This window comes from Corynebacterium tuberculostearicum (genome assembly GCF_032821615.1).
In the GTDB taxonomy this organism is placed as follows: domain Bacteria; phylum Actinomycetota; class Actinomycetes; order Mycobacteriales; family Mycobacteriaceae; genus Corynebacterium; species Corynebacterium tuberculostearicum_H.
Map to the genome: position 1 here is coordinate 1 of NZ_JAVBIF010000019.1, position 18,362 is coordinate 18,362.

18 protein-coding genes are annotated in these 18,362 nt (G+C 62.4%); 6 read left to right on the top strand and 12 right to left on the bottom strand.

Translation table 11 applies throughout. From position 1 onward, the window contains the following. On the top strand, positions 1 to 220 hold a 220-nt coding region (locus tag RAE09_RS10335), incomplete at its 5' end, for a hypothetical protein (RefSeq protein WP_316981629.1). On the opposite strand, the gene RAE09_RS10340 is transcribed toward RAE09_RS10335, so the two are convergent. The 7 genes from RAE09_RS10340 to RAE09_RS10370 are packed head-to-tail and all read right to left on the bottom strand — an operon-like array spanning position 217 to position 5,979. After that, on the bottom strand, positions 217 to 780 hold the full coding sequence (locus tag RAE09_RS10340; RefSeq protein ID WP_150851694.1) for a GtrA family protein: 564 nt from the start codon (positions 778 to 780) through the stop codon (positions 217 to 219). The genes RAE09_RS10335 and RAE09_RS10340 overlap by 4 nt on opposite strands. A 30-nt stretch (positions 781 to 810) precedes the next feature. Continuing rightward, positions 811 to 1,674, bottom strand: a complete 864-nt coding sequence (locus tag RAE09_RS10345; protein ID WP_316981630.1) for a pseudouridine synthase — start codon at positions 1,672 to 1,674, stop codon at positions 811 to 813. Continuing rightward, positions 1,643 to 2,731: a succinyldiaminopimelate transaminase gene (gene dapC / locus RAE09_RS10350; protein ID WP_316981631.1), complete on the bottom strand. Its 1,089-nt coding sequence runs from the start codon at positions 2,729 to 2,731 to the stop codon at positions 1,643 to 1,645. The genes RAE09_RS10345 and dapC overlap by 32 nt, the downstream gene beginning before the upstream one ends. A gap of 3 nt (positions 2,732 to 2,734) precedes the next feature. Next, on the bottom strand, positions 2,735 to 3,058 hold the full coding sequence (gene fdxA / locus RAE09_RS10355; protein WP_005327491.1) for a ferredoxin: 324 nt from the start codon (positions 3,056 to 3,058) through the stop codon (positions 2,735 to 2,737). Between the two features lie 53 nt (positions 3,059 to 3,111). Continuing rightward, complete coding sequence (locus tag RAE09_RS10360) at positions 3,112 to 3,489, bottom strand: hypothetical protein (RefSeq protein WP_005327488.1); 378 nt, start codon at positions 3,487 to 3,489, stop codon at positions 3,112 to 3,114. Beyond that, complete coding sequence (locus RAE09_RS10365) at positions 3,489 to 4,358, bottom strand: PIG-L family deacetylase (RefSeq protein ID WP_316981632.1); 870 nt, start codon at positions 4,356 to 4,358, stop codon at positions 3,489 to 3,491. Before RAE09_RS10365 ends, RAE09_RS10360 begins: the two co-directional genes overlap by 1 nt. Beyond that, a complete protein-coding gene (locus RAE09_RS10370) occupies positions 4,348 to 5,979 on the bottom strand; it encodes an ABC transporter family substrate-binding protein (RefSeq protein ID WP_316981633.1) in 1,632 nt (543 codons plus the stop codon). Before RAE09_RS10370 ends, RAE09_RS10365 begins: the two co-directional genes overlap by 11 nt. A gap of 89 nt (positions 5,980 to 6,068) precedes the next feature. Between RAE09_RS10370 and RAE09_RS10375 the strand changes: the two genes are divergently transcribed. Then, positions 6,069 to 6,731, top strand: coding sequence for a GOLPH3/VPS74 family protein (locus RAE09_RS10375; protein ID WP_316981634.1), 663 nt, complete (start codon positions 6,069 to 6,071; stop codon positions 6,729 to 6,731). 11 nt (positions 6,732 to 6,742) lie between these two features. Here RAE09_RS10375 and typA read toward each other — a convergent pair whose 3' ends face one another. Further along, positions 6,743 to 8,653, bottom strand: a complete 1,911-nt coding sequence (gene typA, locus RAE09_RS10380; RefSeq protein ID WP_316981635.1) for a translational GTPase TypA — start codon at positions 8,651 to 8,653, stop codon at positions 6,743 to 6,745. A 275-nt stretch (positions 8,654 to 8,928) separates the two neighbouring features. On the opposite strand from typA, the gene RAE09_RS10385 reads away from it, so the two are divergent. Genes RAE09_RS10385 through RAE09_RS10395 form a run of 3 tightly spaced genes read left to right on the top strand, consistent with a single transcriptional unit; the run spans position 8,929 to position 11,145 of the window. Further along, complete coding sequence (locus tag RAE09_RS10385) at positions 8,929 to 9,657, top strand: Rv1157c family protein (RefSeq protein WP_316981636.1); 729 nt, start codon at positions 8,929 to 8,931, stop codon at positions 9,655 to 9,657. After that, positions 9,658 to 10,194 (top strand): DUF402 domain-containing protein, encoded by a 537-nt coding sequence (locus RAE09_RS10390; protein ID WP_316981637.1) that lies wholly within the window; start codon positions 9,658 to 9,660, stop codon positions 10,192 to 10,194. It begins immediately after the preceding gene. Between the two features lie 3 nt (positions 10,195 to 10,197). Continuing rightward, entirely contained in the window at positions 10,198 to 11,145 is a 948-nt protein-coding gene (locus RAE09_RS10395; RefSeq protein ID WP_316981638.1) for a DUF808 domain-containing protein, read from the top strand. A 27-nt stretch (positions 11,146 to 11,172) separates the two neighbouring features. Here RAE09_RS10395 and zupT read toward each other — a convergent pair whose 3' ends face one another. Beyond that, on the bottom strand, positions 11,173 to 11,970 hold the full coding sequence (gene zupT, locus RAE09_RS10400) for a zinc transporter ZupT (protein WP_005323563.1): 798 nt from the start codon (positions 11,968 to 11,970) through the stop codon (positions 11,173 to 11,175). Positions 11,971 to 12,004: 34 nt separating this feature from the next. Beyond that, positions 12,005 to 13,942, bottom strand: a complete 1,938-nt coding sequence (locus RAE09_RS10405; RefSeq protein ID WP_316981639.1) for a BCCT family transporter — start codon at positions 13,940 to 13,942, stop codon at positions 12,005 to 12,007. A 194-nt stretch (positions 13,943 to 14,136) separates the two neighbouring features. On the opposite strand from RAE09_RS10405, the gene RAE09_RS10410 reads away from it, so the two are divergent. Further along, the gene (locus RAE09_RS10410; RefSeq protein ID WP_316981640.1) at positions 14,137 to 15,222 is read left to right on the top strand and encodes a hypothetical protein; all 1,086 of its coding nucleotides are present in this window, start codon (positions 14,137 to 14,139) and stop codon (positions 15,220 to 15,222) included. Between the two features lie 27 nt (positions 15,223 to 15,249). Here the strand turns inward: RAE09_RS10410 and selB are convergent, their stop codons facing one another. Further along, entirely contained in the window at positions 15,250 to 17,022 is a 1,773-nt protein-coding gene (gene selB / locus RAE09_RS10415; protein ID WP_316981641.1) for a selenocysteine-specific translation elongation factor, read from the bottom strand. After that, positions 17,023 to 18,339: an L-seryl-tRNA(Sec) selenium transferase gene (gene selA, locus RAE09_RS10420; RefSeq protein WP_316981642.1), complete on the bottom strand. Its 1,317-nt coding sequence runs from the start codon at positions 18,337 to 18,339 to the stop codon at positions 17,023 to 17,025. Between the last annotated feature and the right edge of the window lie 23 nt (positions 18,340 to 18,362).

Below are 18,362 nucleotides of genomic sequence, written 5' to 3' on the forward strand. Positions count from 1 at the left end.
TTTTTCTTCCCCAGTGAGCGCGTGGGGAGGTACCGCCCCCTCGCGCTCACCGAGAGGCCCACTCACCGTCGTCGAAGGCATGCCGGTGACCGCGACGGGAGCATTGCTTGCCGACGCCCCTGTCGCGCTCACCGGCAGGCAAGAAAAGGCCCCATCGCCGTGCGCTGGTGAGCGCGAAGGGCGATGGGGTGGGGCGAAGCTTGACAGAGGGCCAGGCTAGGCAGGCTCGGTTTCGTGAATAACCTGCGGCGTCTTGGGCTTCGAGCGGAAGGTCCACAGCTTATTCAAAATGAAATTGATCGGCATGGCAACAATGATGGAAATTGCCGATGCCCAATACACCTTTGTACGCAGACCGGTTGAATCATCCAGAATGTCTGAGGGCAAATGCAGCGGCGAAGTCGGGTTCATCAACAATGTCGCCACGACTTGGCTTACGAGGAAAGCTCCAACGCCAGCGAGCAGGAATGGGAAGAAGCCACGCAGCCAGGACACTTTCGTGACTGAGCGGAAGGTCCACATTCGGTTGAGTTGGTAGTTCCAAGTGTTCGCGACCAAGAAGGCGATAGTCAGGAACACGTGATACCAGCGGATATGAAAAACGGAACCAAAGAGGTTGATAAATGGATCGTCCGCATCAATGCCGCCGGACCACCAAGTAATCTTTCTGCACAAATAGACCACAAAGAGATTAACCGCGGTACCCGAGCCGCCAACAATGCCGAATTTGAGAAACTGCCCAAAATTGGACACAAAGCGCGCGACGCTGAGGTCTGCCATGGGCCGCCTTTCTAGCCAGTGATTAAATAACTACTCGATTGTAGTTCTTAAAGCCTGGGAACTGAAAAATTGACGCTCGGAATGTGATAGAGGATCTATAAAAGTTATAGCCTCGTGAAGGAGCGCGAGCGGGGTTCGGAAGTCATAGAGGTCGAGCTCGCGCGGGGTGGGATAGATATCGTCGCCAAGCAGTGGGTGGCCGAGGTGATTGAGCAGCACGCGCAACTGGTGGGTATGGCCGGTGCGCGGCCACATGGTCACCTCCCGGCCGGCGGCGCGCACATATGTGGAGGTCAGCGTACCTTCGGGGGCCACGAACACCTGGCGCGACCCGCGGGGCTTGTGCATGCGCAGGGCAATTTCCTGGTCCACGAAAAGCGGCTGCTTGACGACGCCCCGATACTTCTTCACCGCACTCCCTTCCAGGAAGATGCGCTGGTAGGCGGCGCGGGTTGCGGGATTGCGGGAGCAGATGACAAGCCCAGCGGTCAGGCGGTCCAAGCGGTGCAGGGGTACGATGTCGTCTTCGCCAAAATCCACGCGCAGGCGGGTTTGCAGCGTTTCGCGCTGGAGGCGACCGTTGGTGGTCGTGGGCAGGAAGTGCGGCTTATCGGCCACGATGAGGTCGCGGTCGGCGTGGACCACGGAGTAGTCGAAAGGAATCGGGCGTTCCGGAGGAACGGAGGGGTGGTACCAGGCGGGCACGGGGTGCGGAAGCGCGGCGCCGGGCGGCAGTACGGTGCCAGCCGGGAAGGGAGAGTCGCCGGCACGGGCGGCGAAGTACTCCCCTTCCTCCGGCACGCGGCCACGCAGGACCGTTTTGCGCGGCGAAATGCCTGCGCGGGCGGAAGGCCTGCCGGAATTAGGCACCGGCGAGGCGGTCGACGGCGGCATCGATGCGCTCATCGGTGCCGTTGAGACCAATGCGCACGTGCTTCTCGCCGGCTGGGCCGTAAAAGTCACCCGGGGCCGCGAGGATGCCGCGCTCAGCCAGCCAGTCGATGGTCTCGCGGCAATTCTCGCCCCGGGTGGCCCACAGGTACATGCCGGCATCGGAGTAGTCGATGGTAAAGCCGGCGTCGACAAGCGCGTGCATAAGCACCGCACGGCGGGAAGCGTAGCGGTTGCGCTGGAGGGCCTCGGTGTCGTCGTCGTTGAGCGCGGCGACCATGGCGGCTTGGATGGGACCGGGAACGATGAGGCCGGCGTGCTTGCGCAGCTGAAGCAGCTCGGCGATGAGATCGTTATCGCCCGCGAAGAAACCGGCGCGGTAAGAGGCCATATTCGCGGTCTTGGACAGCGAATGCATGGCAATAAGCCCGGTGTTATCGCCATCGGTCACACGCGGATCGAGGATGGATACCGGTGGATTTTCGTCGTTCCAGCCCAAGCTCATATAGCACTCATCGGAGGCGATGATGGCGCCGGTCTCGCGCGCCCACGCCACGATGCGGCGCAGCTCCTCCACGCCAAGGACGCGGCCGGTGGGATTGGACGGCGAATTCAAAAAGACCAGGGAGGCATCCTGGAAATCGGAATCCGCGCGCAGCGGCTTAGCACCGGCGAGCAGGGCGCCCACCTCATAGGTGGGATAGGCCACCGAGGGGAAGGCGACGGTCTCGCCGCGCATGCCCAGAAGCGTGGGCAGCCAAGCGATGGCCTCCTTGGTGCCGACCACCGGCAGGACGCGGTCAACCTGCATGTTATAGCGGCGGGTAAGCGCGGCGGCGATGGCCTCGCGCAGCTCCGGGGTGCCGGCGGTCTGCGGGTAACCGGGGTTCTGCGCGGCTGCGGTCAACGCCAGCTGCACGCCTGGGGACACAGGGTCAACGGGGTTGCCCACCGAGAGGTCAACGATTCCACCCGGGTGGGCCTGGGCCTTCTTCTTGGCGCCGGCCAGCGAATCCCAGGGGAAGTCTGGAAGCGTCTTTCCTAGCGGTGTGCGTGCCATGTCTTACTCCTGATTCTGTGGCGGAAGCGCGGCAATCATCGGGACGTCAAAGTCCTGCGGGCCGAGGGCCGCCGCGCCGCCTGGGGAGCCTAGGTCGTCGAAGAAGGCGGCGTTGGCGTCGTTGTAGTCCAGCCACTCATCGGGAACGTCATCCTCGTAGAAGATGGCCTCGACTGGGCAAGCCGGCTCGCAGGCGCCGCAGTCCACGCACTCATCCGGGTGGATGTAGAGCATGCGCTTGCCCTCGTAGATGCAGTCAACAGGGCATTCCTCAACGCAGCCGCGGTCCATTACGTCAACGCAAGGCTGTGCGATCGTATAAGTCATGGAGATTCCTTGAAGCTTCCTGATTTCTCGGATTTGGGATGTTTAACAGTATGTCACTTCTGCTTGAAAAATGGCCAAACGCCCCCGCCTATCCCGGCCAAAAGCAGGAGCAGGCTGAGAATATTATTGGCCAAGAGCATGTCTCCTGTCATCGGTACGAGGAGCATGAAGGCGAAAAAGCCCAAGCACCAGACGATGAGCGGGATGGCGCCGACCATCGGCGCGGGGCTCCATAACCGGGCGGTGCGGGTGAGCACGGAGTTAAACCACCACGCAAGCAGGATGGTGATGGGAAAAGCCACACTCGCCCCATTGGATAGCGGAATGCGGGCGGTGAGGTAGATCACCTCGAGGAAGACCGAGAGCAACGCGCCGATGGCCAGCCACACCAGTCCGGTGACCTGCTCGCCGCGGCTAAAATCCGTGCGCATTACAGGCCGCCCAGCAGATCATCGGCCGGCTCGCCTTGGCCCAGCTGGAAGTACTCGGCGCGCAGCAGGGGCATGACCAGCAGGTTGGATAGACCATAGGCTCCGGGCACGTGCTCGGGTTCGTGCAACGCGGCCACGGCGGCCTCGGGGTTAGTGCGGGTGGTGGTGCCATCGGCCACCCAGATTTGGGAGGCGTGGGCGCGCATGGCGCAGCGCTTGGCGTCCAGGGCGGCGTCGGAAAGAGCGACGGTGACATCGGCGCCCTCGTTAGTGAAATTGTCCAAGTACTCTTGGCTGGGCTCGGTCCACCCGGCCGGCGCATCCAGGGTGTCCAGGCCGGCATAATTGGCGGCGCGTTCAAAAATGCCGTACCAAATGCGCGTGCTTGGCGACGCCGCCTTCATCACCGCCTTATGCACCGCAATGTGGTCTGGGTGCCCGTAGCCACCATCGGGCCCGTAGGTCAAGATGGCGTGGGGCTGGATGGCCTCGAGCTCGTCGCTCAGGAAATCGGCCGCTTCCTCGATGCGATTGACCAGTGCACGCGGGTTCTCGTGCGAGGGAGAGCCTGCCATGCCGGAGTCATGGAAGTGGCCGAACCCGCCCAGCTGGATCCCCTTGACACCCAGGGCATCGAGGGCATTGGCTAATTCGCGGGCGCGGAAACCGCCGAGCTGATCATGATCGGCCAAGCCTTGGTAAGGCTCGCCGATGACCTCGCCGTCCTCGCCCAAGGTAAGCGTAATGACGATAACCTCAGCGCCGCGTGCGGCTAGGGTTGCCAGGGTGCCACCCATAAAGAGGGTTTCATCATCCGGGTGGGCGTGCACTGCCACCACGCGGTAGCCGGTTAGGTCCTTAGTCTTCATCTATCCTCCAGCGGGGCGCGGTGATAAGACCCTCGTCCCAATCATCAATGCTTTGGCCGGGGCCTACAATACCCTCCCCGAGCGCGTGGATACGCGTCTCATCCACCAAAGGCACGTAGAGGGCTTCTTTAGAGTTCACATCGCGAATGCGTCCGAGTGCTTCCTTCGGGCTCAGAGCGCCGGACAAAATCTCCTCGCGAATCTCCTCCGCGTTCTCCGGGCAGATTCCCGACAGGTCTCCGGCCAGCGGTTGCTTGTCATCGCAGCTGAAGATATTAGCCGCAGCCACCGAGTTCAGGGAGATATCCTCCCAGGTCACCACGGCATCCACCTCGCCTTCGGGCAGCAGCTTGGAGGTGATCGTGGTCAGGCGCTCGGACACCACTTCGGCGGCGATCCCGTGGGCTTCGAGGACGTCATAGAGCGTATTGGCCGCGGCCAAGGCCGTGGGGCTGGTGGGGTCTACCGCAAAACGAATCGGCTTCTTACTAGCGCGGGTGCGCAGCGCAGTGAGATCCGTGTCCTTACTTATAGGGTTATTCCCCGGCTCAAGGCTGGAAGCGCGGCCGGTGGCCAAACGCGCGATCTGGTCCGTATCAATCAGCGAGGCCAATCCGCGGCGCGCTGCCCTTTCTTCCAGTGCTCCATCCGCGGTGGACATGTGCAGTCGCAGCTGGCGCGGGCGGGTCAGTGTCTTATCGGAAACATGCCCCAAAAGGCCCAGTGCCTCCTGCGAGGTTTGGCCAGGCGTGAAGTCCGCGAAACCAATCTGCCCGGAGCGCAGCATATTAAGCGCCTGGGTGCTATCACGCACCTCGCGCAGCTGGATGACGTCCACCTGCGCCGGATTAGCACCCCAGAAGCGGTCGTTCCGGTTCAAGGTAATGACTCCGCGGCCGCGGTCCACGCTGTCGACGAGGAAGCGCCCGGCCGATGCCGGAATCTTATCGGCTAAAGCAGAGCCAAAGCTATCGTCCTGCAGCAGGTGGGAAGGCAGCAAATTATGAAAAAGCAGGTGCCAATCTTTCACCTTCTGGGAAAAGTCCACGGTGACTACGCGGCCGCCATCGGAGGTATTGACGGCCGATATGGCGTGGTAGCCGGCGGGATCGCGCACACCGGCGGTGGTGGTCATCTGCTTCCACAGGTAGCTAAAGTCCGCGCCGGAAATGGGTGTGCCATCGGACCATTGTGCGGGCGAGGCAATGACGTAGCGCACCCGCTGCGCCACGCCCTTAGGCGCGGTGACCTCAGAGGCGGATTCGAGGATATCGGCGTCCCTTTGCCCGTTGTGGAACGCTGAGGGCAGCACCAGTTCGGCAATCTGGTCGACCAGCTCGGAGTTATTGGCCACCAGATGCGGGTTCAATCCCGCGCGCAAGGGGTCCACGCCCACCGAGATGGTGGGGCGCTTGGCGGAGTCGGCATCCTGCGGCTGCTCTTCTTCCGGGGTAGGCGTGGTGGTGGTCTGATCTTCTTGCAGCACGGAGGCATTTTCCTCCACCACCGGTGGTGGGCCGGGGTTAGCCGCGCAGGCGCTAAGTATTGCAAGGCTGGCGGTGCTGAGTACCGCTGCGATTGCCGACGCCGCGCGCCTTGGTGAAGCCGGATTCTTTTTCATCGCGGACTACTTTAGTCCCTCTACCCCGCCGAAACGAAGATTATTGGCGCTAGACTCGGCCATAGACCGCAACTTTTAAGGAGGCCCCAATGCTCATCTGCCAAGAAATGTTCCTTCTACTAACCAAGGACAACGGCAAGCAGGAAGACTGGGTGTCCAATAATGAGGCCGCCTTGCGCGCCACCGTACTCGCGGACCTGCTGCTGGGCGGGCACGTAGAGCTCGGTGAGAAGAAAAGGGTGGAGACTACTCCACAGCGCCCGGAGCACCCCGTCTTGGCATGGGCTTGGGAGAAGCTGCACCAGCACAAGGCCACCAGCATGCAGAGCCTCTTGGAGGCTTCGTGGTTTACCCCGCGGGAAATCATCGCTTTGGATTTCCACGCGAATGGACAGCTCGACGTGGAGAAGGCCAAGTGGTGGCAGATAAGCGGCGACCGCTACATCATGACGGACCTGGAGCTGGAAAAGGAACTGCGCGAGCGGTTGGTTGCAGTCCTGGAGGCGCAGCGCCCAGCCGAGGTCAATGACGTCATTATTCTCGACATTCTCCGCGAGGTCAGCGGGGCCTATACCCTGCTGAAAAACGATGCGGAGGGAATGAAGCGCCGGGAGATGCGGGCGCGCATTCAGGAAATCAAAAAAGAGGTCGAGTATGACAAAACCGCCTCCTCTGCGGTCAAGGCCGTAGTCGAGGAGGCGGCAGCGGTTGCGGCGATGGTGGCCACGTCAGCGGCAATCACCACCACCTAGAGTGATGCTGACTACTTATTCATCTGCTTGGCGCGGGCGGCGGCACGCTTGCGGTCGGTAGCGGAAAGCTCCACCTTGCGCACGCGCAGGACGTCTGGGGCGACCTCGACGCACTCGTCGTTGCCACAGAATTCCAGTGCCTCTTCCAGAGACAGGGTGTGTGCCTTAGCCAGGGTGACCGTGGCATCCGCGGTGGCGGAGCGCATATTGGTCAGCTTCTTTTCCTTGGTGATGTTGATGTCAATATCCTCATCGCGGTTATTGGCACCAACGACCATGCCCTCATAAGCCTCGGCGCCCGGCTCGACGAAGAAGTTGCCGCGGTCAGCCAGCTGCATCAGCGCGTACTGGGTGATCTGGCCGGTGCGGTCAGCCACCAGGGAGCCGGTCGGGCGGGACTTGATCTCGCCGGCCCAGACATCCAGGCCGTCAGAGATGGAGTTAGCGATGCCGGCACCGCGGGTCTCGGTCATGAACTGGGTGCGGAAGCCGATGAGGCCGCGGGCAGGGACGCGGAAGATCATGCGTACCCAGTCGCCCTCGCGCACGTCCATGGCCTGCATCTGGCCCTTGCGGGCGGCCAGCAGCTGGGTGATAGCACCCTGGTGCTCGGACGGGGAGTCAATGGTGAGGATTTCGTATGGCTCGTAGGTCTTGCCGTCGATTTCCTTGGTCACAACCTGCGGCTTGCCGATGGTCAGCTCGAAGCCCTCGCGGCGCATGGACTCAATGAGCACGGACAGCGCCATCTCGCCACGGCCCTGGACCTCCCAAGCATCGGGGCGCTCGGTAGGCAGCACGCGCAGGGAAACGTTACCGATAAGCTCCTGCTCCAGACGGGCCTTGACCATACGTGCGGTGAGCTTATCGCCGCCGCCCTGGCCTGCCATCGGGGAGGTATTAACGCCGATGGTCATGGAGATGGCCGGCTCGTCCACGGTGATGCGCGGCAGGGCCTCTGGGTGCTCTGGATCGGCGATGGTGTCACCAATCATGACGTCAGAGATGCCGGAGATAGCAACGATGTCACCGGCGATGGCCTCCTCAGCGGGCTGGCGCTCGAAGCCAACGGTGCGCAGCAGCTCGGCGACCTTCACGGTCTTGGTGTGCTGGTTGCCATCCTCGTCGTAGTGGATCCAGGCCACCTGCTGGCCCTTCTTGATGCGGCCGGCGTAGATGCGCAGCAGCGCGATACGGCCCAGGAAGTCGGAGGCGTCCAGGTTGGTCACGTGCGCCTGCAGCGGGGCGTCGACGGTAGCGGAGGGCTCTGGGAGGACGTTGTAGATGACGTCGAAAAGCGGCTGCAAATCGTCGCCCTCAGGGACGTTGCCATCGCCTGGGTTCTCGGTGGAGGCAACGCCGGCGCGGCCGGAAGCGTAGAGAACCGGAAGGTCCAGCAGCTCCTCGGCGGCGGCCGCGGCTTCCTCGTCCTCCAGGCCGGCGGCGATTTCCAGCAGCAGGTCCTGGGACTCGGAGACAACCTCGTCGATGCGGGCATCCGGGCGGTCAGTCTTGTTCACGCAGATGATAACCGGCAGCTTGGCTTCCAGTGCCTTGGTGAGCACGAAGCGGGTCTGCGGCAGCGGACCCTCGGAGGCATCGACGAGCAAGACAACGCCATCCACCATGGAAATACCGCGCTCGACCTCGCCACCGAAGTCGGCGTGGCCCGGGGTGTCGATAACGTTGATAATCAGGTCTTGGCCGTCCTTGCCCAGGCCCTTGCGGTGGATGGCCGTATTCTTGGCCAGAATGGTAATGCCGCGCTCGCGCTCCTGATCATTGGAGTCCATGACGCGGTCCGTGTGTTCACCGTGGTCACCAAAGGCGCCGGACTGCTCCAGCATGCCGTTGACCAGGGTGGTCTTGCCATGGTCAACGTGCGCGACGATGGCAACATTACGGAACTCGGTATTACTCACTAGTGGGGTTCTCCTTCGGAGGATCTACAGCGCTTGCGCGCGCGAAATTGATCTTGAACGAGCTCCCACGATACCCCCTTAAAGGGCCAAGTGCAGCATTGGGGATGGCTTTACCCCGTAGCGCACCGTATAGAACGGGCGAAAAATCTTATAGATTGCCAGAGCACTTGACACTCCCCCAGCCATCACTATCGTTACTGTAGGTAATATTGTTACAAATGTGACAACTGGGGTTTAACCGCCCTTCCCGAGACCGCACCCAAGGAATTGATAACGTGAGCCACGCCCGCACCACCTGGCACCTGTCCGGCCGCACCGGTTATATCGCCGCTGCCACGGCCGCGCTCATCGGCCTCGCCTCTCCCCTCGTCGCCCCAGCGCAGGCTTCCGCACCAGATCTTTCTTCCTTGGTGCAGCAGGCGTCCTCCCATAGCCCACTGGACGAGCTTGGCCGCCCCAACCAGGAAACCCAGGACCGCATCCGCGCTTTTGCGGCACAACCGTGGATTCCCGAGGATGTTCGCAACGCTATCCTCTCTGGCCTCGCGTTCTTCGCCGGCGGCGGCGATGGCAAGGGCGGCGTAGCCATGCCGGAAGGCAATAACCCGAACTTCCGCCAGTTTTACTGGCCCACGGTCTCCGCACACTGCATCGGCGGCACCAGCGATGCCATGGGCTCGGCCATTGCCGTTCCTGGCCCCACCGAAATGCCGGCACCGGGGGCAAAGTCCGGCGAAACCGTCTTCCTCTTCACCGCCCTCGGCACCCCACCTGCCGCGCGCGAACAAGGCAGGATGAACGTGCAGTGGTTCAACCTAGACACCCTGCGCAGCGGTGTCACCCCACTGAATAACAACGGCATCAATCAGGACGGCCCTACCACCTTGTCCGGCACCGCCCAGACTGGCAAGGGCACCGTCATCGCGCTGCTTTCTGGCGGCGTGAACACTCAGGAATCCCGCTGCAATTTTGCCCCCACCGCCGCCTTCCTTGAGGTGAAGTAGATGCCGGTGGATCTCCATCCGGTCAAGCGTGAGACCTTTAATACCGCCGAGTACACCAATACCGATCCCAAGGGATTCCTGCGCGAGGTCGACACGTACACCGAGACGGATTTCGGCCTCTACATGGCTCGCGGCGCCGATCACCCGCGCTTTGGTTACCTGGAATCGTGGCTGCTTCCCGATCTCAACCTGCGCGCCAATATCTTCCATTTCCGCCCCGGTGTAGACGTCCACCAGGACTTTTATATTGATGTGGCCGAAATCCAGCGCGATGGCGCGGTGTGGACCACCCGCGATCTTTATGTGGATCTTGTTGCCACCCGCGGCAAGCCCATTTCCGTGCTCGATATTGATGAGCTCTCTGCCGCGACCTCCGCCGGCTTGATTTCTGCCGAGGACGCCGAGAAAGCGATCGACACTACACTTGCCGCGGTCGAGGGCATTACTCGCAGCGGTGATGATGCGATGGCTTGGTTGGCGCATCAGGGGATACACTTAACGTGGTCCGATAACATCACCCTAACCCCAGAAGGATAATTTATGGCCGGTGGCCTTTTTGCCCTGCTTGACGACGTCGCCCTGATCGCCCGCTCCGCTGCCTCTAGCGTTGACGATGTGGCCGCCCTTGCGGGCAAGACCTCCGTGAAGGCCGCAGGTGTGGTCGTCGATGATGCGGCCGTAACCCCGCAATATGTGGAGGGGATTAAGCCCCAGCGCGAGTTGCCGATGATCTGGCGCATCACCAAGGGCTCGCTTATCAATAAGCTCGTCATCATCTTGCCCATCGCGATGATCCTCTCTTGGATCGCGCCGTGGGCGCTTACTCCCATCTTGATGTGCGGCGGTACCTATCTATGCTTTGAAGGCGCGGAAAAAATCCTGCACCACGTTCTCCCCCACCGAGAGAAGGAAACTGAATCAGTCCAGGAAAAGGGCGCAGACGCCGAAGATAGCTTGGTCAAGTCCGCGATTACCACTGACCTCATCTTGTCTGCCGAGATCATGGTCATTTCCCTAAATGAGGTCATCAACGAGCCATTCTGGATGCGCCTGGGTGCCCTCATCTTCGTCGGTATCTTGCTGACCCTGGGTGTCTACGGCGCCGTAGGCCTCTTGGTCAAGATGGACGATATTGGCATGGCCCTTAATAAGCGCCACGATGGCAAGTCCACGGTGGGCAACGCCTTGGTCAAGGGCATGCCGATCGTTCTCGATATCATCGGCGTCATTGGTACCGCCGCCATGCTGTGGGTAGGCGGCCATATCGTGGTCAAGGGCCTGCACGAGTTCGGCATGGATCAGCCCCACGAATTCATCGCGTCCACGACCGAGAATATCTCCAATGGCGCCCTGGCATGGCTGGCAGATACCGGCATGTCCATGGTCTGCGGCCTGGTGCTTGGCGTAGTCGTTGCCACCATCGTGATGGCGGTTAAGGCCTCCTTTGGCAAGACTTCGGCCACTTCTGCCGAGCCGGCGGAAGCTTAACGCTCCGTAGCCCGGCTGCATAGCCGGCTACATAAATAGCATCAGCGAAACCGCCATCACGGCCATGCCGGCAATCAAACCGTAGATAGCGTGATGGTGCTCGCCGGTCTCCTCAGCGGTGGGCAATAGCTCATCCAGCGAGATGAAGACCATAATGCCGGCGATGGCGGCGAAGCTAATGCCCATCGTCGCCGGCCCAATAACCGGCAAGAGAAGGCCGAAGCCGATGAGCGCGCCGAGCGGCTCAGCCAGGCCAGACAAGGTGGCCCACCAAAAGGCCTTCTTGCGGGAGCCAGTGGCCTCGCGCAGCGGAACAGCCACCGCAATGCCTTCCGGGATATTGTGAATGGCGATGGCCACCGCCACCGGCACCGCAACTTCCTTAGAATCCAGGCCGGATAGGAAGGTGGCAAACCCCTCGGGGAAATTGTGCAGGCCCAGCGCGCAGGCGGTAAATACGCCGGTTTTCATTAGCTTCTTGCGGCGGGCTTCTTCGGCCGTGGTGGCCGGCTCATGGGGGTTAATCTCCTCCGGCACGAGCCGGTCAATGATGGCGATGACGGCGATGCCAGCAAAGAACGCCCCGACGGCGGCCCAGGTGCCGGTGGTTTCCTCGCCGAGGGCGTCGGAAAGCTGCGCAATGCCTTCCGGCAGGATCTCCATAAAGGAGACATACAGCATCACGCCGGCCGAAAGCCCCAGTGCAGCGGCCATAAAAGCCGGCCCCGGCTCGCGCCTTCCCACCGCCAAAGCGCCGCCAATCGAGGTCGATAGACCCGACAGCAGCACCAAGGCGAAGGCAAAGGCAAAGGTACTAAAAGTCATAGCTGGCACCCTACCAGCCAATAATTGTCAAGTATTAATTTTCTTCCTTATCTTCCGGTACCGGAGAGATGAACTCGCCATTCTTGATAGATGGATCGTTGTCCACATACTCGCCTGCCTCATAGTCATAGCCCACGGCGCGGCCCTCTTCGTCCGTGCGCGCGTACCAATCGGTCACCTCTGCTGCAGTGGAGTTAAAGTGCGCGCCCGTTGCGTAGTCGCCGTCTGTCGGCTCGATAGACAGGGCAAAGTTATCGCCATAATCGCGCACGCCCCGCACGATCGCATTAGAGACCGCTTCGTCCTCGTAGAAATGACGGATGGAGGCAGGATCATGGCGCAGCTCACGCACCAACGCGATGCACATGAGCACGATGATGACCGCGAAAGGCAGGGCCGTCACCGTAATAAGGTTCTGCAGGCCCTGCAGCGCATTACGGCCACCGGCAAGCAAAATGACCACGGCAATGCCAGCCATACATACCACCCAAAAGACCGTTACTGCCGGGTTGGGCTTGGGGTTGCCGCGCTGGGTGAGCTGCGAATTCACAATGGACGCGGAGTCAGCCGTGGTAATGAAGAAGACCACCAGCATGATGATGACGATGGGCGCCATCCACTCCGCTCCTGGGAAGTGGTCCAAGACCTTGAAAAAGATGTCTTCTGCCGCCGGCATGGAATCAATAGTGCCATCTGGGGCGATATCGCCATCGCGGCGCTGCAGCCAAATGGTGGTACCGCCCAGGATGGTAAAAGCGGCAACAATGATGGCGGAGGGAATAAGCAGCACACCAAGCACGAACTGGCGGATGGTACGCCCGCGCGAAATCTTGGCTACGAAGACGCCCACGAACGGCGACCAGGATACCCACCAGGCCCAGTAGAAGGTGGTCCAAGAGGACAGGAAGGCTACCATGTCTTCCCCCTCGCCCATGTTGGCCGAGAGCATCTGTGGCATTTCATCGAGATATTCAATCACCACGGCCGGCAGCATATTGGCCAAGAAGGCGGTCGGCCCCACGACGAAGAAGAACAGGGCCAGCGCCATGGCCAGCACCAGGTTGATATTGGAGAGCCACCGAATGCCCTTGGCCACACCGGAGACTGCGGAGAAGATCGTTCCCATGGATAACACCACGATGATCACCAGCGCCGCGGCATTGCCGGTGGTGGACCAGCCGCTGACCAATTCCACGCCGCGGCCGATCTGCAGCGCACCGATGCCCAGCGTGGCGGCGGTGCCAAAGAGCGTAGCGATAATGGCTAGGCCATCGATGATGCGCGCGGGCAGGGAGTCAGTGGAGCGATTGCCAAAAAGCGGCATCAGGATGGAACTCATCAGCGGCACGCGGCCGCGGCGGAAGGACACGTAGGCCACGCACAGGCCCACGATGGCGTAAATTGCCCAGGCATTAATGCCCCAGTGCATGGCGGCCTGTGCCATCGCACCCAGCACCGCTTCATCGCTCGCAGCCTCATAGGCACCAGGGCGCGGCGAAAGGTAGTAGCTCAGCGGCTCGAAGGGGCCGAAGAAGATAATGCCGATGCCAATGCCGGCACCAAAGAGCATCGCGGCCCAGCTCACCGTGGAAAATTCCGGCTTCTCCCCATCTAGCCCGAGAGGAATTTTGCCGTACTTTGAAAAAGCCAAGATGATGAGCAAAAACATCAGGAACGTCGCCAGGGCGGTAAAGATCCAGCCCAAGTTACGCATCACCCAATCGAGCGCTGTCGAAGAAGCATCGAAGACCTGCTCGGGCGCAATCACACCCCAGACTACGAAGGCGACGACCAGTCCGCCGACCACAAAGAGGATCGGTTTATCCACGCCGTACTTGACCTTCTGGTCCTCAATGGAGACGCCCGGCACCAGCGCGGGGTGGATATTATGCGGGTACATAATGTCCTTTAAGATGCGCTTGGCATTGCGGGTGCGCTTTTTGCTTTCCTCCGAATTATTCACCCCACGCACAGGGCGGGATGAGGAAGACGATGAAGAAGAGATGGTTCTACTCCTATTCTGTTTTCCGGGTTTCACTTTTAAGAGAGCTGTCTATACATTAATAAAAACTCGCAGGATATAAAGCTGGCGTCAGCCCTATCCCCCTTATGCGTAAAATGAGCTACGCATTGTTTACCGGCCTTTAACCTTGGGAGTGACGTTCTATGGCGCTTTACCCGCTCGCGACTAGTTACTTCGGCGTGGAGCATGTTGCGGTCCTCGATCACCCAGTGCTGGGCACCGCATTGAGTATCCCCGGCGTGGCGAAGCACGCTGCGCTTGTCGACGTCTCCCTAGAACCCGATACCTACACCAACGGCTGGCGCGTTCGCTCGGACTTCGGCTTCTTAGGGTTTCTGGACGAGGTCGAGGCGGCGGAGTATCCCGCCTTGGAGCGATTGAAGGCCTCCTCTGCACAGCCGCAGACGATCGCCACCGTGGAGGTCGTGGACGGCGAGGTTGAAGTTGCCGTGTCACTGGGCCTGTGGCCGTGGATGGTGCCGGTCAATGACCAAACGCAAGGAACCGCACTGCTCTCCGGTGGGCAAGGCGTGCTCATCGATGCCGCCGCCGGCGACCTATCGCCCGCCCAGCTTGATGGCATGGGCTCGCAGCAATTCTTCGTCACGCTGGAAGACCTTGCCGGCACCGCGGTGGCGACCTGCGACGATACGGTTCTCGGTCCCCTCGGCGACAGTGCCGCGCTCCCTGGACTGCGCGCCGCATTCGCTGCGGCACACGGTTCTGGGGCGGGGCTTTCTGCCCGCGCCTACGCGAGCCACGGCATGCTTGCCGTCGATATCCCCGCCGATGAGGCCACCACCGCGGAGCTCTTCTCCCCCGCTGTTCCGCCACTGCGCGTGCCCGCGCCACAACCTGCGATTCCCGCCGCCGCGCGCGCAGCCACACCGGCTCAGCCCGAGGTCTGGGAGCACACGCTTTCCGGCGAAGCCATCGTGACGGCACTGCCCAGCGGCTCGCGCCGCCCGAAAGGGCCGCAGGCCCAGCCGGCTGCACCCGCTAAGCCAGATGCGCCAGCTCAGCAGCACAATGAGCAAGCACAACAACCGCAGGCCAGCGCCAAGCTGGCGGAGTTGGTCTCCTCTATCCCAGGAGAGCAGAACTTCAGCTGGCGTGCGCTCCCGGTAGCCGAAGAACCGGGCCGCTTTTCCTCCGAATCCGCGCGCGTGCGGGCCCGGCGCGTGGCACGCGACACGTCTCACCACCGCGGGGGCAATCACCGCAAATAGGTGTGATGCTCGGCCACAGAGGCCTCGCTAGCGCAGGGTGCGCTGGCCCCCGTCGCCGCGGCGCGTAATCCGCTGGGCGTCGAGGTATTCCAGCAGCGGGATGGCTACCCGTCGCGTGGTGCCCAGCGCTTTGCGGGCTGCCGAAAGCGTAAAGGGTTGCTCCAGTACGCTAAGGCTCCGGCGCGCCTCCTCCGGTGCCGAGGGCAAGAGCACGATTCCCTGCTTGAGGCGCAGGAGGCGCCCGGCGCGCTCGGCGGCGGCAAGTGCCTTTGGGCCCAGGCCCAGCTCCGTTAGGTCATCTGCCTCGGGTGCCGCAAAAGGTTCTACCTTAAGCCTTTCCTCGATGGCAGCGACCCCGCGCTCCGCCGCACCGAGGTCCGCCCGCTGCCCGGGAAAGCGCAACACTCCCTCACTGCTTTCCGCCTTCGTAGCCGCGATGGCAAGGCCCAGCAAGCCTTCTTCTTGCAGGCCGAGGGCATCCAAGGCTGCTTTGCGGGGCATTCCCGGTGCCAGGGGATGTGCAGCAGCGTGGGCTTGCAGGGCGTCGGTAAGCGCGTGCTTCCACCGAGTTACCTGGGAGGCCGCAATCCACCAGTCGCGGAAGGCGATAATGCCTTGCGGCGGCGCTGCGGTAATAAAGCCGTCGCGGGCTAAGTCATCCACACGGGCGAAGCCGACGCGGCGCAGGTAGGAGGCGGGATCGCGGAAAGAGTCCTGGGCGCTGAGCTCTTCTGCGCGGCGGCGGGCGTCACCGCGCCGGTTAAGCTCCGGCGGGCGCAGATCTACTGCCTCTACCCCAGCGACGACGTGCCGGCCGCCAGGGCTGCGCACTACGAAACGATCAAGGAGCCGCAGCGGCAGCGGGTGTGCCAGGCTGATGCGCGCGAAATCGGCAGACAAGGGACGCAGGTGGGCCTCCACCCCGGCGGTACCGGTGTGCACGACGAGGTTATCGGGCAGCCCGTCGAGCTCCGCGCCAAAGGTGCGGCGGACATCGAGGTGGTCCACCAGGCGCCACGTGCCCGGGGTAAGCAGCACGTCGCCGCGGTGGATATCGGCGGCATCCACCCCGCGCAGGTTGACGGCCGCACGAGTGACGGGGCCGAGTGAATCCTGCTCGCGATTTTCACTATGCAGGCCACGGATCTCCACGGCCCTTTCCCCACCAGCCGTGGCCACCTTAAGGCTATCGCCCACGCGCAGGGTGCCCGCGGCAAGCGTTCCGGTAACCACGGTGCCCGCGCCCTTCACGCTAAAGGCGCGGTCCACCCACAGTCGCACGGGTGCCTGCGCATCGGGAGCGGGCACAGCGGCAAGGACCTCATCGAGCGCCTGCCGCAGCGCCGCAATGCCGTCGCCGGTAGGGGCGGATACGGGGATAATGGGGGCGTCGGCAAGCGGGGTGCCGGCCAGCTGCGTTCGGATTTCTGCGGTGCGGTCCACAGTGGCGCGGTCGCTGCGAGTTAGCGCGATAATGCCGTGCTCTACGCCCAGCGCGCGCAAGGCATCGCGGTGGTCGGTGGACTGGGCCTGCCATCCCTCATCGGCCGCCACAACAAAGAGGACGACCGGGGCCGGGCCCACGCCAGCGAGCATATTGCCTAGGAATTTTTCATGCCCGGGCACATCTACGAAAGCCACATCCGCGCCAGAAGGCAGCGTGGTCCAGGCAAACCCCAGATCAATGGTAAGGCCGCGGCGCTTTTCTTCCTCCCACCGGTCCGGGTCCATCTCCGTAAGAGCCCGCACCAGGGTGGACTTGCCGTGGTCCACATGACCGGCAGTAGCGACGACGTACACCTAGCCCACCGCCTTAATAGCGGCAATAACCGTGGCGTCATGATCGGCAGGAACGCAGCGAATATCCACCAAGCAGCGGCCCTGATGCACGCGGCCTACCACGGGAGGGTCTTGGCGGCGCAGCGCGTCCGCATAGCGCTCGGGCAAGCTCACTGCATAGCCCGGCAGCGGGTACTCGGGCGCCCCGCCGCCGCCCACGCGGCCATCATGAGGCACCACTTCTGCCCCGACTGCCTGCGCGATGGATTCCGTGCGCTCGCGGTGGGTCTGGGGTTCGAGGTGGAGGGCGTCCTGCACCGCATTCGAGGGCGTCGAAATGGCCGCCTCCAGCGCGTTGAGGCGCAGCTTATCTATGCGCACCGCACGCGCCAGCGGGTGCTTCTTCACCGCGGCAATCGCCTCCTTGGTGCCGAGCAAAATTCCTGCCTGCGGACCGCCAAGCAGCTTATCGCCGGAGGCTATGACGATATCAGCGCCGGCGCGCAGCTGGGCCTGGATATCTGGTTCTTCTGGCAGCGCCGGGTCATGGGTGAGCAGGCCGGAGCCCAAGTCCACGATGAGTCGCGTATCGTGCTCCACCGCTAGGCGGTGCAGTTCCTCTACCCCGACTGCGGAGGTAAACCCCTCGATGCGGAAATTGGAAGGATGCACCTTCAAGATGGCGCCAGTGTTATCTCCCAGAGCGCGCTCGTAATCGGCCAGGTGCGTGCGGTTAGTCGCCCCTATTTCTTTGAGGCGCGTGGCCGTGGACTCGATGAGCTCGGGCAGGCGAAAGCCAGCTCCGATCTCAATGAGCTCGCCGCGCGAAATGATGACCTCTTTGCCGGGAGCAAGCGCGGCGGTGGCCAGGAGCAAGGCGCTGGCGCCGTTATTGACCACGAGAGCATCCTCTGCACCGGGGCAGGCCGCGAGCAGTGCGGCCCTGGCGCCGGCACCGCGATTTCTGGATCGCTTGCCCGAGTCCAGGTCCATTTCCACATCCGTATAGGAGGCAGCGGCCTGCAGGGCCTCTACCGCGGCGCTGGGAAGCGGGGCACGCCCTAGGTTCGTATGAATGATGACGCCGGTGGCGTTAATGACCGGCTGCAAGGAATGCGCTGTCTTTTGTTCCAGGCGCTGCGCAATTTCTGCGGGTATATCGCTGACCGGCAGCTGGCCGCGGCGCGCTTGGGTGACTACGCCCTGGATAATCGCGCGGATGGCGTGCTCGGCTAGGCGCTGGCGCGCGGATTCTACTTCCGGCAGCTGGAGCAGCTCGTCCATGCGGGGAATATTCCTGCGGGGATCCGGGCTGGCAGCAGGCGTGGGCGTGGGCACTGTGGCATTCCTCCTTGCGCGCG

What these genes read in the sequence shown, in the direction of transcription:
- dapC (WP_316981631.1), bottom strand. Translation starts at nt 2,731, where the DNA reads ATGGCACGCACACCGCTAGGAAAGACGCTTCCAGACTTCCCCTGGGAT.
- RAE09_RS10340 (WP_150851694.1), bottom strand. Translation starts at nt 780, where the DNA reads ATGGCAGACCTCAGCGTCGCGCGCTTTGTGTCCAATTTTGGGCAGTTT.
- zupT (WP_005323563.1), bottom strand. Translation starts at nt 11,970, where the DNA reads ATGACTTTTAGTACCTTTGCCTTTGCCTTCGCCTTGGTGCTGCTGTCG.
- RAE09_RS10395 (WP_316981638.1), top strand. Translation starts at nt 10,198, where the DNA reads ATGGCCGGTGGCCTTTTTGCCCTGCTTGACGACGTCGCCCTGATCGCC.
- RAE09_RS10345 (WP_316981630.1), bottom strand. Translation starts at nt 1,674, where the DNA reads ATGCCGCCGTCGACCGCCTCGCCGGTGCCTAATTCCGGCAGGCCTTCC.
- RAE09_RS10410 (WP_316981640.1), top strand. Translation starts at nt 14,137, where the DNA reads ATGGCGCTTTACCCGCTCGCGACTAGTTACTTCGGCGTGGAGCATGTT.
- fdxA (WP_005327491.1), bottom strand. Translation starts at nt 3,058, where the DNA reads ATGACTTATACGATCGCACAGCCTTGCGTTGACGTAATGGACCGCGGC.
- RAE09_RS10390 (WP_316981637.1), top strand. Translation starts at nt 9,658, where the DNA reads ATGCCGGTGGATCTCCATCCGGTCAAGCGTGAGACCTTTAATACCGCC.
- RAE09_RS10370 (WP_316981633.1), bottom strand. Translation starts at nt 5,979, where the DNA reads ATGAAAAAGAATCCGGCTTCACCAAGGCGCGCGGCGTCGGCAATCGCA.
- RAE09_RS10360 (WP_005327488.1), bottom strand. Translation starts at nt 3,489, where the DNA reads ATGCGCACGGATTTTAGCCGCGGCGAGCAGGTCACCGGACTGGTGTGG.
- RAE09_RS10375 (WP_316981634.1), top strand. Translation starts at nt 6,069, where the DNA reads ATGCTCATCTGCCAAGAAATGTTCCTTCTACTAACCAAGGACAACGGC.
- RAE09_RS10365 (WP_316981632.1), bottom strand. Translation starts at nt 4,358, where the DNA reads ATGAAGACTAAGGACCTAACCGGCTACCGCGTGGTGGCAGTGCACGCC.